The organism is Roseateles flavus, from assembly GCF_039872765.1.
Taxonomy (GTDB): Bacteria; Pseudomonadota; Gammaproteobacteria; order Burkholderiales; family Burkholderiaceae_C; genus Roseateles_B; species Roseateles_B flavus.
In genome coordinates, this window is sequence record NZ_JBDPZC010000008.1 from 148,087 (window position 1) to 162,232 (window position 14,146).

Consider the following 14,146-nt stretch of genomic DNA (forward strand, 5'->3'; position numbering starts at 1 on the left):
TGGCCAGCCCCTCAGGCACGGCATGCGCGGATCCGGCTTTGCCGGGCCGTTGCATGCGCCCCCTTGGGGGGCTCGCGCAGCGAGTAGGGGGGGGGTCAATGGTTCAGGATTTTGGAGAGGAAGTCTCGTGCCCGCGGTGAACGTTCCTCGGGCTTGCCGAAGAAGTCCTCCTTGCGGCAGTCCTCGACGATCTTGCCGGCGTCCATGAAGATCACCCGGTGGCTGACCTTCTTGGCGAAGCCCATCTCGTGCGTGACGCACATCATGGTCATGCCCTCGTTGGCCAGTTGCACCATCACGTCCAGCACTTCGCCGACCATCTCCGGGTCCAGGGCCGAGGTGGGCTCGTCGAAGAGCATCACGATGGGGTCCATGGACAGGGCCCGGGCGATGGCCACGCGCTGCTGCTGGCCGCCGGAGAGCTGGCCGGGGAACTTGTCCTTGTGGGCGGAGAGGCCCACACGGTCCAGCATCTTCAGGCCGCGGGTCCGGGCATCATCGGCATTGCGGCCCAGCACCTTGATCTGCGCGAGCGTCAGGTTGTCCGTCACCGAGAGATGCGGGAAGAGCTCGAAATGCTGGAACACCATGCCCACGCGCGAGCGCAGCTTGGGCAGGTTGGTCTTGGGGTCGGCCAGGGAGATGCCGTCCACCACGATGTCACCCTGCTGGAAGGGCTCCAGCGCGTTGACGGTCTTGATCAGGGTGGACTTGCCCGAGCCCGACGGCCCGCAGACCACCACGACCTCGCCCTTCTGGATGCTGGTCGTGCAGTCGGTCAGCACCTGGAAGCTGCCGTACCACTTGGAAACGTTCTGGATCTGGATCATGGGTCGACCTCAGCGGATGATTTGGATGCGACGCTGCAGCCGGCGCACGAGCATGGAGAGGCTGAAGCAGATCACGAAGTAGAGGCCCGCGGCCAGCAGATAGGTCTCCACCGGGCGGTTGAAGTTGCGGCCGGCCACCTCGAAGCCCTTGAGCAGGTCATAGGCGCCGATGGCGTAGACCAGCGAGGTGTCCTGGAACAGGATGATGGTCTGCGTCAGCAGCACCGGCAGCATGTTGCGGAAGGCCTGGGGCAGCACCACCAGGGCCATGGCCTGGCGGTAGTTCATGCCCAGGGCGAAGGCCGCATAGGTCTGGCCCTTGGGCACGCTCTGCACGCCGGCACGCATGATCTCGGCGTAGTAGGCCGCCTCGAAGAGCGTGAAGGTGATGAAGGCCGAGAGCTCCGCGCTGATGGGCCCCGTGAGCAGGGGCACCAGCAGGAAGAACCACAGGATCACCATCACCAGCGGGATGGAGCGCAGCAGGTTCACGTAGGCCGCGGCCGGCTTGCTCAGCAAGGGGTTGCTGGACAGCCGCATCAGTGCCAGCACCGTGCCCAGCAGGATGCCGCCCACCATGGCCACCAGGGTCAGCTGGATGGAAAAGATGAAGCCCTTGGCGATGAAGGCGCGCAGGAACTCGCCTGTCAGGAAGGAGAAGTCGAGATTCATTTGTGACCCGCTCCGGCAAGACCTGGCACCCGCACCCAGCGTTCGAGCAGGGCGGAGAGCAGGTAGACCGCAAAGGCGGACAGGAAGTACAGCAGCGTCACCATGGCGTAGACCTCGGTGGGGCGGGAGGTTTCCTCACCCACCTGGCGCGCGAACTGCGTCAGCTCCAGCACCGACAGCGCGAAGGCCACCGAGCTGTTCTTGACGATGCTCATGGCCTCGCTGGTCAGCGGCGGCACGATGATGCGGAAGGCCACCGGCAGCAGGATGTGGCGGTAGGTCTGGGGCAGGGTCAGGCCCAGGGCCAGGCCGGCCGCCTTCTGGCCGCGCGGCAGGCTCTGGATGCCGGCCCGCACCTGCTCGGAGATCCGTGCCGAGGTGAAGAAGCCCAGGCCGATGGCCGCGATCAGGAAGCTGGGCAGGCTCTTCATCGGCGCAATGAACTCCGGCGCCACGAAGAACCACAGGAACAGCTGCACGATCAGCGGGATGTTGCGGAACAGCTCGGTCCAGGCCTCGCCCAGGAAGGCGAGCTTGCGGTTCGGGCCGGTGCGCAACACCCCCATCAGCGAGCCCAGCACCAGGGCGATGACGAGACCGATGGCCGAGACGGCCAGGGTCCAGCCCCAGGCCGAGAGCAGCCAGTCCAGATAGGTCTGTGTGCCGGGCTGGCCGAAGCAGCCCTGGACGACCGTCCCTTCGACGGTGTCCTTGCACCAGAGTTCCTGCCATTCGAATGTCATGGGGATCCTTTCCTGTGGGGTCAGGTCTTGCCTGCTCCCGTGCCGTGGCTACCGGTGGGGCCGCGGTCGTGGGCCTTACTTCTTGGCGTAGGCTTCCATGGGCTTGTCGTTCGGTGCGGCGAGCGCGGCCTTCAGGTTCTCGCTCATCGCAAGGCCCACGCGGCTGTTGGTCGGGGGGATGGGCTGCATCAGCCACTTGTCGTAGAGCTTGGCCATCTCGCCGGATTTCATCATCGCGACCAGGGTGTCGTCCACGGTCTTCTTGAAGGCGGGATCGTCCTTGCGGAACATGATGGCGATGGGCTCGACCGACAGCACCTCGCCCACGATCTTGAAGTCCGCCGGGTTCTTGGCCTTGGCGATCAGGCCGGCCAGCAGGGAGCCGTCCATCACGAAGGCGTCGGCGCGGCCGGATTCCAGCAGCAGGAAGCTGTCGGCGTGGTCCTTGCCGAAGACCTCCTTGAACTCCACGCCAGTGGCGCGCTCGTGCTTGCGAAGGGTCTGGACCGAGGTCGTGCCGGTGGTGGTGGCCACGGTCTTGCCGGCCAGCTGGCCGATGTTGGCGATGCCCGAGTTCGCCTTGACGGCGATGCGCACCTCTTCCACGAAGGTGGTCACGGCGAAGGCCACGTCCTTCTGGCGGGTCAGGTTGTTGGTGGTGGAGCCGCATTCCAGGTCCACCGCACCGTTCTGCACCAGGGGGATGCGGTTCTGCGAGGTCACCGGCTGGTACTTGATCTCCAGCTTGGCCAGGCCCAGCTGCTTCTGCACGGCGGCGGCCACCTTCTGGCAGATCTCCACGTGGTAGCCCACGTACTTGCCGTCGCCCAGGGTGTAGGAGAGCGCGCCGCTGGACTCGCGCACGCCCAGGGTCAGCGTGGCGCTGTCCTTGATCTTCTTGAGCGTGTCCTCGGCGCGGGCGGGCGCGGCGCTCAGGGCGGCCAGGCCCAGCAGCGTGGCCAGGGCGGAGGTGCGGAGGGACGTCTTCATGCGGATACCTGTCTCTTGATTTGTTGGAGGGGGATTCATTGCAGGGCGCGGTCCGAGGGCTGGCGGTAGAGCTGCAGCAGGGCCTCGGTGGGCGGCCAGTTGAGGTTCAGTCCCTTGGGCGGGATGGGACGCTGGAACCAGCGCTGGTAGATCTTCAGCGCCTCGCCGCTCTGCATGAGGCGGCTCAGCTCGCGGTCGACCAGCGTCTTGAAACCGGGATCCTCGCGGCGCAGCATGCAGCCATAGACCTCCGAGCTCATGGGCGCGCCGGTGAGGCGCCAGTCCTCGGGCTGGCTGGCCTTGGCGCGCTCGCCCAGCAGCAGGGCGTCGTCCAGCATGAGCGCGTCGACCTTGCCCGTCTCCAGGGACTGGAAGGCCTCGCCGTGGTCGCGGGCCGAGAGCAGCTGGATGCGCCCGCCGTGGGTCTCGTTCCAGGCGCGCAGCAGGCGCTCCGACGTGGTGCCGGCGGTGACCACGGCACGGCGGCCGGCGAGGTCGGCGAATTCCTGCAGCGGCGAGTCCCGGCGCACCAGCATGCGGGTGCTGACGATGAAGATGGAGACCGAGAAGGCGACCTGCTTCTGCCGCGCCAGGGTGTTGGAGGTAGAGCCGCACTCCAGGTCCACGGTGCCGTTCTGCACCAGCGACATGCGGTTCTGCGAGGTGACCGGCACCAGCCGCTGGGTGAGGGCCGGCAGCTTGAGCTCCTGGCGGATGCCCTCGACCACCTTGAGCATCAGGTCCTGCGAGTAGCCCACCACCTGGCGGCGCTGGTCGTAGTAGGAGAAGGGCACCGAGGATTCGCGGTGGCCCAGGTTGATGGTGCCGGTGGCGGCAATGCGCTTGAGGGTCTCGCTCTGGGCCAGCAGCGGGCTCGCGTCCTTGCCCGCCACGGGCTCGGCCGCCACGGCGCCGCCGGCCAGCAGGGGCAGGCTCAGCAGCAGGGCGGGGGCGAGGAGGCGGCGCAGCATGCCCTGCTTCTTGCAGGGGGCGTGCCAGCTGGGGTTATCCCTGGGTTTTCAGGGTGGGGAGGTGGGCAAGTGCTTGATTTGACTGGGGAGAGGGGGCCTCGATTGACAGGCGGGGGACGGAATTCCGTTCCTGAGGGGTGGGGTGGGACGGAAATCCGTGCGAGGGCCGGCGCTCACGGTGCGGCCGACACGGCGAACGCTGCCAGCTGCTGCGCGGACCAGGCCCTGAACAGGCGCCGCGCCAAGGGCCAGGCCTGTTCCAGTTGGGTGGCATCGGGAGCCTGGGGCAGCAGATAGGCGGCGTCATAGGCCTCGGGGCAATGCCCGCTGTCCAGGCAGGCCGCGTCCTTCAGCAGCTGCGTGGCCCAGGCCGCGGACGGGCGCGGGTCCAGGCTCACCGCCAGGTACAGGGCCAGCTCGAAGGTCTCGGGGTTGACGCCGCCCCAGGGTCGTCCTTCGAAGCTCAACTGCCGGCCGGAGCGGGCCGCTCGCATCAACCAGCGGGTGGCGCCGTCGTAGTCCTGCTGCGCCAGCAACTCGCCCAGGGCGTCCAGTTGCGGACTGTGGCGCAGCTGTTGCGCTGCGACGGAGGACGCATGCTCATGCAGGGCGCTGGCCCGCCAGCGGTCCTGTCGCAGCGGGCCGCAGGCGGCAGTGCTGCGGGCCAGGGCCTCGCGCCGCTGGAGACTGACATCGGCCGCCTCGCCTTTGGCGAGATGCAGCTGAAAGTCGTCGGCCAGATCCTGGTTCAGGTCCCGCTGGGGATCGCGCCGGGCCAGCTGCGCCACCTTCGCCATCGTGCAGGCCCGGCTCACCCGCCGAGCCTCGGCCAGGGAGGCGGGGGTGCCGGTTTGCATCCAGTGAACGAACTGGGGGTAGAGCGCTGCACCGAAGGGCATCGAGGGGCTCGACGCCGCGAAGGGGCCTTCGTCCGACGTTTGACTACTGCTGGCCCGTGCGCCAAGCACAGGCCCGAACGGCGGGGCGGGCCTGCGCATGGACTGTGGAGCCTCGGGCTTGGCGTGGTCTTCACCTGGCATTGCCGGCGGCCAGCGCTGCACCACCAGGCCCGGGGTCAGCAGCAGGGAGAGAGTCAGTAGCCAGCGATAAGGTCGGCGGAGCATGGCATCCACGTGGCCCCAATGGAGGTCAGCGTGCAGGGCAGGGGGTCAGGTTGCATCGCAGGAAGGCCTCCACCCGGCCCTGCTGCAGTGCCTCCTGCATGCGCTGGGCCAGGGCCTGGACCTGGGCTTGCTGCTCGGGCGTCTGTGCCGCCTTGCGGACGAGCGGTAGATCCGCGGATGCCTGGCCGCAGCGCCCGAACTGGACGCAGTGGGACAGGCTCAGCACATGATCCTGCATGGCCTCCGGACTCATCGTGAGGCTGGCCCACACGCGGTCCAGGGCTTCATTGAAGAGGCCGGCCGTCGGCAAGCCTCCCAGCAACTGGCCATCGAAGAAGGGGTGCGCCTGCGAGCTGGCGTGCATGAGCTGGGTCAGGGTGACGATGTCGCTGGCGTGGACGGCTTCCGTGACGTCCAGGCGCAGCGCCTCTTTCCTGCTGGCGAGGTCCTGCGCGCCTTCCGTGCGCTGGGGCGACTGCAGCATCTTCTCCCAGGATGGGTTGTCGAACATCGGTCGGCAGCGCAGCTGGACCAGGTCCCACGCCTGGCGCCGCTGGGCGGCCAGCGTCGGGGCCTCTCCCGCGAGCGGAGCCGGGGCCCGCATCTGGAAGGGGTTGTCGTAGGTCTTCTGGTCCGGGCTGCTGAAGGTGTTGAACAACGCGGACCGGCAGGTGTTCAACATGGCCCGTGCAGCAGCCTGACTGCCGGCGTCGGGCTGGCTGGACAAGCGGACATAGGTGGCATAGGTCTCGTTGCTGCTGAGCGCGCGGCGGGCGTCGGACCACTGTTGCTGGACGGGGTCGGGCCCTCTGCTCGCGGGGGGCGCCGCTGAGGAGCCTGGCAATGCCTGGGCGCTTGCTGCCATCGCGTCACCTGTCGCGGTGGAGGTCGGGTGCTTTACGGCCGCCCCGTTCTCGCTGGCGAGCAAGCCCGTCGGAGGTTCAAGAGGCGACCAGGGGGCCCAGTAGAGCAGGCCCGCGCCCAGGAGCAGGCCGGTGACTGCGGGGATCCAGTGGCGCGAACCACGAAGTGCTATCGACGGCATTGGGAAGACATCTCCGCAACCGGCTTGGGATTGCCCACCATGAGGCCGCTCGCCATGGGGAAGTCGATGGTGAAACGCCACAGGCTGCCGTTGCCTCTGCCATTGATGAACCCCCGGTCCTCCATGTCCCGCGCCCGCGTGGCGCTGGCCGCCTTCGGCGCGCTGACGCTGCTGGCCGCCGCCTTGCGCGTGATCTTGTAGAGCGCCGGCAGGTCCGGCCACGGGAACTCAGCGGCCGAGGCCGAAGTGCAGCCCAGGGCCACGATCAGTGCAGTGCAAGCTTCTTGATGAGCATGTGGGGGTCCTCCATCCCTGAATCGCTGTGGTGATGTCGCCCTGAACAGGGCCGGCGCAGCGTACAAAGAATGGGGCCGCGCGGGGCCTGCAAGTTCTTGCAGGAGGCGTGCCCCGGGTGCGATCAGCGCACCTGAAGGCCCACCGAAGCCGGGCGGAGGGCAGGGCCCGCCGGGACTCAGGGCTTCTTGCGGAACTCGAAGGCATCGAGATCCCCGCGCAGCACCGCCGCCATCATGCGGGGGTAGAGCGCCTGAATGGTGGCGCGCTCGGGGCTGCCAGCGGGGTAGTCGGCCAGCAGGCGCTCCTCAAGGCTGCCGGTGCACAGGCCCTTCTGGGCGCACAGGGCGAGGGCGTACAGATGGGGGCTGGGACTACGTGGGTCGACATAGAGCAGGGTGCCGGCCACGCTCAGCGCCTTGTCGTACAGCTCTGCATTCGCGGCGCCGCCCAGAGCCTGGCCTTCGAACCAAGGGAGGTAGCCCTCGGCCCGGCCCATGCGCGTGAGATAGCTCATCAGCACCTGATCGAGCCGGCCATAAGCGAATTCCAGGGCGACCATCTGTCGAAAATCACCGCTAGCACGAACCCGGTCTAGATCACGCTCGAAGGGCTCATCCGCCTCCGGTGCGCTCATGCGCAGGCTGTCCTGAGCAATGGGCAGGCAGCGTTGGTTGATGCGTTGCCAGGCGGCCTCACGTTGCGCGGTGCTGGCAGCCGACTCGCCAGGAATCGGGAAGGGCTTGGCCGCCATGAGGCCGCTGGTGCCGGGGACTTCGCCTTTGACCGAGGAACGCGACAGCAGGAGCGCCTGCTGGCAAGCCGCGCGCAGCGCCACGACCGTGGGGTAGCCGCCCTTGCGGTAGTCATTCCATAGCTGAACGACGCTGGCATAGAGGTCGTCGCTGTGCATGGCCTTGATGCGGTCGGCGCGGCGGGCCATGCTTGCCTCTAGGCTGACGCCCGGTCTGGCATCGCTAGCGACGGTGTCAGGGACTCCTGGATGCGAAGCAGGCGTAGGCCGGGCTACCTGCTGTACCGGCGCGTCGCTCGGTCGCTGGGCTGGTGCTTCCTCTGAGGAACCATGCCATTGTCGCGCGCACAACAGCAGAAGCACCAACGCGCTCCCTAGTAGCGCGGCAGCACGAGTCAATGGCCGCATGGACTTTGCGACCTCGATTGCGACTTGGCGCCCTGCAAGCTGAACTGGCTTGCGATATCAGAGACGTAGACGCTGAATCGCCAGACGCTGCCATCCTGGTAGGAGACATCGACCAGATCGTTAATCTGGAACGTTTGATCCGCGAGCTGTGCCTTGGCCGCTGCTGTCGCCTCGGTGTCGTAAGCGTCATAGGCCCTGCTGGCAATTTGCGTTCGAACGCAAGTGTCCAACAGCTTGGGAGCGCGGCGAAAGCCGAAGAACGCCAGCAACGGCCCCGGATTGGTCGGATCCATGGTGATGTTCTCCGGCACACCAAAGACATTGCAAGTCATCCCAGAGCAGATGGCTGCCTGCCGTTGCTCCGACTTGCCCCACAGCTCCACCTTGGCCAACTGGGTATTGATCGACACCTCGAAGCTGCCGAAGGAGTTCCAGCCGTCACTGGGGCCGATGTCTTTGCTGCACAGGCCCTCATCCCAGCTGCAGCCGCTGCCACCCGCATTGATGAGCTCCTGGTCCTCCGTGTCCCGCGCCCGCGTGGCGCTGGCCGCCTTCGGGGCGCTGACGCCGCTGGCCGGCGGTGCCGCCTTGCGGGTGACCTTGTAGAGCACCGGCAGGTCCGGCCACGGGAACTCGGTGGCCGCCGAGGCCGGGGTGGCGCCAAGGGCCACGATCAGTGCAGTGCAGTGCAGTGCAAGCTTCTTGATGAGCATGTGGGGGTTCTCCATCCCTGTATCGCTGTTGTGATGTCGCCCTGAACAGGGCGGGCGCAGCGTACAAGGCAGCGGGCCGCGCGCGTCCTGCCATCTGTTACAGGGGCAGGCGCGGCGTGTGCGCTCTGCGCGCGGGACGCCCGGGGTGAGGCGCCAGTGTGGGCTCACCGGGATTCCCGGGGATTCACCGGGACTCAGGCCGCCCGGTCCTCCCACGCGATCGCCGCGATCTTCCAGCCGCGCGCGGTCTTCACGCACTGCAGCAGCTTGTGCCCCCGGCCCTCGAAGGCCAGGCCGTCACGGCGGCCGGCCTTGGCGTAGTGCAGGCGCAGCTGGGCCAGGCCGCCCTCGTGCTCGATCTGCAGGTCCTCGATCCACTCGTGGAAGTCCTGCAGCGCGCCGCTGGCAAAAGCCTCGGCGCGGGGCTCGATGAACTCGCGCAGGCTGAGGCTGCTCAGGGCCTCGCCCTGGCGCACCACGATGCGGGCCTCGGGGAGCAGCCAGTGCGGCAGGGCGGCGAGCTGGTGGAGGCGGCCCGCGCGGTTGTCGAAGGCGCCGAGGAAGCGCTGCACCAGGGTACGCAGCTGCTGGGCGTCGTCGCCCGCGGGCTCGGGCGAGCGCCATTCGTAGATGTGGGACAGGCCCTCGTGCGCCTCGGTCTGCTGCAGGCCCAGGTCCTGGAAGCCGATGGCCATCAGCACGCGGCCGGAGCTGTCGTTGTGGGGCGCGGTGGTGGCCAGCAGGTGGCGCAGGCCCAGCACCTCGTGGGCATAGCGCAGGGAGGCGGCGGCGGCCTCGCGGGCGTAGCCGCGGCCCCAGTGGCGCTCTGCCAGGCCGTAGCCGAGATCGGGCTCGGGCAGACCCTCGCGGTGGATCAGGCCGGCCAGTCCCAGGCGCTCGCCATCCTCCTTGCGCTCCACGCACCAGAAACCGTGGCCCTGGGACCAGTAGCGGTTGAGCAGGCGGTCGCGCATCCACTGGCGGGCCTGCTCGGGCGTGCTGACGCCGGGGTCGGCGATGTTGGCCTTCCAGGACGGTTCGTTGATCAGGCCCAGGATGAAGGGCACGTCGCTGTCGTCGAACCAGCGCAGGCGCAGGCGTTCGGTTTCCAGAATCTGCATCGTCGGGACTCTCGTGTGCTGAGGGCGGCGGCCATCCAGCCCGGATGAACGGTAAATGGGCCGAAAGCGAGACAATACGGCACCTCCACCAGCCCAGCCCGCTCAAGGGTGCGATCCATGACCTTCCTCCAGCAACTCCACGCCGCCGAACGCCTGAACCAGTCGATGCTCTGCGTGGGCCTGGATCCGGAGCCGGGCAAGTTCCCCGGGGCCTGGAAGGGCGATGCCGGCCGCATCTACGACTTCTGCAGCGCCATCGTGGACGCCACCAAGGACCTGGTCAGCGCCTTCAAGCCCCAGATCGCCTACTTCGCCGCCCACCGCGCCGAGGACCAGCTGGAGCGGCTGATGGCCCACATCAAGCGCGTGGCGCCCCAGGTGCCGGTGATCCTGGACGCCAAGCGCGGGGACATCGGCTCCACCGCCGAGCAGTACGCCCGCGAGGCCTTCGTGCGCTACCAGGCGGACGCCGTCACGCTCTCGCCCTTCATGGGCTTCGACACCATCGAGCCCTTCCTGCGCTACGCGGACAAGGGCGTGATCCTGCTGTGCCGCACCTCCAACCCCGGCGGCAGCGACTGGCAGAACCAGCGCCTGGCCGACGTCCCTGGCCAGCCCCGCCTCTACGAGCACCTGGCCCACCTGGCCCAGACCGAGTGGAACAAGACCGGGCAGCTGGGCCTGGTCGTGGGAGCGACCTTCCCCGAGGAGATCGCCCGGGTGCGCGAGATCGCCCCGACCCTGCCCCTGCTGATTCCCGGCGTGGGCGCCCAGGGCGGCGATGTCGCGGCCACGGTGCGCGCGGGCTGGCGCGGCACGGCCGAGGCCAGCAGCGCGCCCATCATCGTCAATTCCTCCCGTGCGGTGCTCTACGCCAGCAGCGGCGAGGACTTCGCCGCCGCCGCCCGCCGCGTGGCCCTGGCCACGCGCGAGCAGCTCAACGCCGCCCGCGGCTGAAGCCCCGGCGCGCGCGCCTGGGTCAACCCCGCGCGGACCCAGGCTGCGCATTCCTTCTCGCTCCGCTGCCGGGCGTTGCATTTGTGCGTGGTTTGCTGCGCTGAACCGCTGTTCAGCCGGCCTGCCCTGACCGAGACTCGCAACCTGGCTCGGCTCCGTGGTGGGGCGGGCATCCCCGGAGCATGCCCGCCAACGTGAGCAAGGACCCCCTCGACGATCTCAGCAGCCTGGTCGGCCAGGAGATGTCGCTGGACGAGCGGCGTCAGGCCCTGGAGCGCGGCCTGCGCTGGCGCTCCGTGCGCATGCTGCTGGGCGCCTCGGCCCTGATCGGCGGCCTGGTCACGCTGCTGCTGGCCGGCACCATCCGCGAGGGCGAGCCCCTGCGCGGCGCGCTGCCGCCCCTGCTGGCGGCCCTGGTCTGCGTGGTCGGCACGGCCTTCTACCTGCGCCTGCCGCGTGAACGGGCCAAGCCCGGCGTCATGCTGCTGATGAGCCTGGTGATGATGATGGGCCTGGCCCTGGCCTGGTCCCGCGGGGCCGGCCTGGGCTCGCCGGGTCTGGGCGTGCTGGCCCTCATGGTGGCCCTGGGCACGGCCGTGACGGGCCTGACGGCGGGGCTGTGGCTCTTCGGCGTGGGCGCCGTGTGCCTGCTGGTGATGGCCTGGCTGGAGGCCCACCAGATGCTGCCGCCGGTGGCCCTGGGGTCCAGCGTCTCGGCCCAGCTGGTGACGCAGCTGGTGCTGCTGAGCACCGGCCTGGTCGTGGGCCTGGGCACGCTGCGTCTCGTGCGCCGCTCCATGCGCGAGGCCAGCGAGCGCAATGCCCGTTTCCGCCACCTGCTGTCCATGGCCGCGGACTGGTACTGGGAGATGGACCGCGACTTCCGCTTCACCCACATGGCCGAGAACATCCCCGGCCAGTCGGGCCTGGACCTCAACAACCGGCTGGGCAAGACGCCCTGGGAAGTCGACCAGGCCCAGGGCCTGGGCGACGAGGACATGGACGCCCACCGTGCCGACCTGGAGGCCCACCGCCCCTTTCGCGGCATGGTGGCGCGCCGCCGCGGCGAGGACGGCCTGCTGCGCTACGTCTCGGTCAGCGGCGAGCCGCGCTTCGATGCGGCGGGCAACTTCCGCGGCTACTGGGGCGTGGGCCGTGACGTCACCGACGAGGTGCAGGCCGAGCAGGCCATCGTGGCCACCGAGGCCCGCTACCGCGAGCTCTTCCGCCGCTCGCCCTCGCCCCTGGTGCTGCACCGCTGGGGCCGGGTGCTGGACGCCAACCCCGCCGCCATGGCCATGTTCGGCTACACCCAGCGCTCCAGCATGATCGGGCAGGACCTCTTCGCCCACTACGAGAGCGGCGAGGACGAGCGCGCCCGCGAGCGGGCCGCCAAGATCGAGTCCATGCCCGTGGGCGCCATCCTGCCCATGGCGGAATTCAAGCTGCGCACGCTGTCGCGCCGGCGCCGCCTGGTGCAGGTGACCAGCGTGCGGGTCGACGCCGCCAGTGGGCCCGCGACCCTCTCGTTCTTCATCGACCAGACCGAGGCCTCGCGCGCCCAGGAGGCGCTGCGCCGCTCCGAGGGCCTGCTGTCCCACCTGGTGGCCACCAGCCCGGACGTGATCACGCTGACCGAGATCGCCACCGGCCGCTATGCCATGGTCAACAAGACCTTCGAGGAGCTCTCCGGCTACAAGGCCGAGGAGGTGCTGGGCCGCACCGCGGACGAGCTGGGTGTCTGGCACAACCCCGAGGACCGCGAGCGCCTGGTCGACGGCGTGCGCCTGCATGGCCGCGTGAACGACATGCCGGCCGCCTTCAAGGGCAAGAACGGCGAGCTGATCTCCATGGTGATGTCGGCCGCGCCCTTCAACATGGAGGGGCAGGCCTATCTGGTGATCAACGCCCGCGATGTGTCCGAATCGGAGCGCACGCGGCTGATCCATGCGGCCATCCTGGAGAACGCCTCGATCGGCATCACGCTCACCCGGGACCAGAGCTTTGTGCAGGTCAACCGCGCGGTGGAGGAGATGTTCGGCTGGCCCGACGGCAGCCTGATCGGCCAGTCCGGCCGCGTCGTCTGGCCCAGCGACGAGGAGTACCGCGACGCCGGCCGCGAGCTGGGCCCGCGCCTGGCCGCCGGCGAGCAGGTGGAGACCGAGCGCCGCATGGCCCGCAGGGATGGCAGCACCTTCCTGTGCCGCATCCTGGCTCGCGCCGTCGATCCCGACCACCCCAGCCGCGGCGGCACCATCTGGATCCTGGAAGACGTCACCGAAAAGCGCCGCGTCGAGGCCGCGCTGGCCCAGGCCAAGGACGAGGCGCAGGCCGCCAGCCGCGCCAAGAGCGCCTTCCTGGCCAACACCAGCCACGAGATCCGCACGCCGCTCAACGGCGTCGTGGGCCTGGCCCGCCTGCTGCAGCAGCCGGACCTGGACGACGAGACCCGCCGTCACTACCTGGACCAGATGCTGGACAGCGCCGAGAGCCTCTCCGGCCTGATCGCCGACATCCTGGACCTCTCCAAGATCGAGGCCGGCCGCCTGACGCTGGAGTCCCAGCCCTTCGCCCTGCGCGACATGCTCTCCACCATGCGCATGGCCTACCTGACCCTGGCGCAGGCGCGCGGCCTGTCCTTCCGCATCGACGTCGACGAGGATGTGCCCGGCTGGGTGGTGGGCGATCCGGTGCGCACCCGCCAGATCCTCTCCAACTACCTCACCAATGCGCTGAAGTTCACCGAGAGCGGCTCGGTCTCGGTGCGTGTGGCCCGCATCAGCGACGAGCGCCTGCGCATCGAGGTCACCGACACCGGCCCGGGCATCACGCCCGAGGTGCAGGCCCGCCTCTTCCAGCCTTTCACCCAGGCCGACGAATCGACGACGCGGCGCTACGGCGGCACGGGCCTGGGCCTCTCGATCTGCCGCGAGCTGGCCCACCTGATGGGGGGCGAGGTGGGCGTGCAGTCCGAGACCGGGCGCGGCTCCACCTTCTGGGCCGAGCTGCCCCTGGTGGCCGCGGCCAGCAGCCTCTCGGCCCAGCCCCGCGAGGCCCGCGACAATGCCGATCTCGACGGCCTGCGCGTGCTGATGGTGGAGGACAACCCCGTCAACATGATGATTGCCGTGGCCCTGCTGGAGCAGTGGGGCCTGGAGGTCTCGCAGGCCAGCGACGGCCACCAGGCCATCGAGGCCATCCATGCCTCGGCCAGCATGGGCAAGCCCTTCGATGTGGTGCTGATGGACGTGCAGATGCCCGTCATGAGCGGCCACGAGGCCACCCGCGAGATCCGCCGCCGCTTCGCCGCCGAGCAGCTGCCCATCGTGGCCCTGACCGCCGCCGCCCTGGTCTCCGAGCGGGACGAGGCCCTGGAAGCCGGCATGAACGAGTTCCTCACCAAGCCCATCGACGCCAACCGCCTGCGCCAGGTCCTGGTCAAGCTGATCGGGCACAAGCCCAACGACCGGCAGCGGCGCTGAGGCCGTCGCAGAGCGCTGCCACAATCCGGGCGCGGCGGCCCC

13 protein-coding genes are annotated in these 14,146 nt (G+C 69.0%); 2 read left to right on the top strand and 11 right to left on the bottom strand.

From position 1 onward, the window contains the following. Window positions 1-95: 95 nt before the first annotated feature. The 11 genes from ABDJ40_RS17365 to ABDJ40_RS17415 all read right to left on the bottom strand — a co-directional run bounded on the left by ABDJ40_RS17365 (window position 96) and on the right by ABDJ40_RS17415 (window position 9,665). Entirely contained in the window at window positions 96-830 is a 735-nt protein-coding gene (locus tag ABDJ40_RS17365; protein WP_347611629.1) for an amino acid ABC transporter ATP-binding protein, read from the bottom strand. Between the two features lie 9 nt (window positions 831-839). After that, window positions 840-1,502: an amino acid ABC transporter permease gene (locus ABDJ40_RS17370; RefSeq protein ID WP_347611630.1), complete on the bottom strand. Its 663-nt coding sequence runs from the start codon at window positions 1,500-1,502 to the stop codon at window positions 840-842. Next, window positions 1,499-2,245 (bottom strand): amino acid ABC transporter permease, encoded by a 747-nt coding sequence (locus ABDJ40_RS17375; protein WP_269630969.1) that lies wholly within the window; start codon window positions 2,243-2,245, stop codon window positions 1,499-1,501. Before ABDJ40_RS17375 ends, ABDJ40_RS17370 begins: the two co-directional genes overlap by 4 nt. Before the next feature lie 75 nt (window positions 2,246-2,320). Then, complete coding sequence (locus ABDJ40_RS17380) at window positions 2,321-3,235, bottom strand: amino acid ABC transporter substrate-binding protein (protein WP_347611631.1); 915 nt, start codon at window positions 3,233-3,235, stop codon at window positions 2,321-2,323. Between the two features lie 35 nt (window positions 3,236-3,270). Then, a complete protein-coding gene (locus ABDJ40_RS17385) occupies window positions 3,271-4,206 on the bottom strand; it encodes a transporter substrate-binding domain-containing protein (RefSeq protein WP_347611632.1) in 936 nt (311 codons plus the stop codon). Between the two features lie 173 nt (window positions 4,207-4,379). Next, window positions 4,380-5,330, bottom strand: coding sequence for a hypothetical protein (locus ABDJ40_RS17390; protein ID WP_347611633.1), 951 nt, complete (start codon window positions 5,328-5,330; stop codon window positions 4,380-4,382). A 25-nt stretch (window positions 5,331-5,355) separates the two neighbouring features. Next, window positions 5,356-6,012 (bottom strand): hypothetical protein, encoded by a 657-nt coding sequence (locus ABDJ40_RS17395; RefSeq protein WP_347611634.1) that lies wholly within the window; start codon window positions 6,010-6,012, stop codon window positions 5,356-5,358. A 350-nt stretch (window positions 6,013-6,362) separates the two neighbouring features. Next, window positions 6,363-6,638, bottom strand: a complete 276-nt coding sequence (locus tag ABDJ40_RS17400; protein WP_347611635.1) for a hypothetical protein — start codon at window positions 6,636-6,638, stop codon at window positions 6,363-6,365. A 209-nt stretch (window positions 6,639-6,847) separates the two neighbouring features. Continuing rightward, entirely contained in the window at window positions 6,848-7,612 is a 765-nt protein-coding gene (locus ABDJ40_RS17405) for a hypothetical protein (RefSeq protein ID WP_347611636.1), read from the bottom strand. Between the two features lie 206 nt (window positions 7,613-7,818). Next, the gene (locus ABDJ40_RS17410) at window positions 7,819-8,544 is read right to left on the bottom strand and encodes a hypothetical protein (RefSeq protein ID WP_347611637.1); all 726 of its coding nucleotides are present in this window, start codon (window positions 8,542-8,544) and stop codon (window positions 7,819-7,821) included. A gap of 194 nt (window positions 8,545-8,738) precedes the next feature. After that, on the bottom strand, window positions 8,739-9,665 hold the full coding sequence (locus ABDJ40_RS17415) for a GNAT family N-acetyltransferase (RefSeq protein ID WP_347611638.1): 927 nt from the start codon (window positions 9,663-9,665) through the stop codon (window positions 8,739-8,741). Between the two features lie 117 nt (window positions 9,666-9,782). On the opposite strand from ABDJ40_RS17415, the gene pyrF reads away from it, so the two are divergent. Together pyrF and ABDJ40_RS17425 are read left to right on the top strand one after the other, a co-directional pair. Then, window positions 9,783-10,622, top strand: coding sequence for an orotidine-5'-phosphate decarboxylase (gene pyrF / locus ABDJ40_RS17420; RefSeq protein WP_347611639.1), 840 nt, complete (start codon window positions 9,783-9,785; stop codon window positions 10,620-10,622). A 194-nt stretch (window positions 10,623-10,816) separates the two neighbouring features. Next, the gene (locus ABDJ40_RS17425; RefSeq protein WP_347611640.1) at window positions 10,817-14,104 is read left to right on the top strand and encodes a PAS domain S-box protein; all 3,288 of its coding nucleotides are present in this window, start codon (window positions 10,817-10,819) and stop codon (window positions 14,102-14,104) included. The last annotated feature ends 42 nt before the right edge of the window (window positions 14,105-14,146 follow it).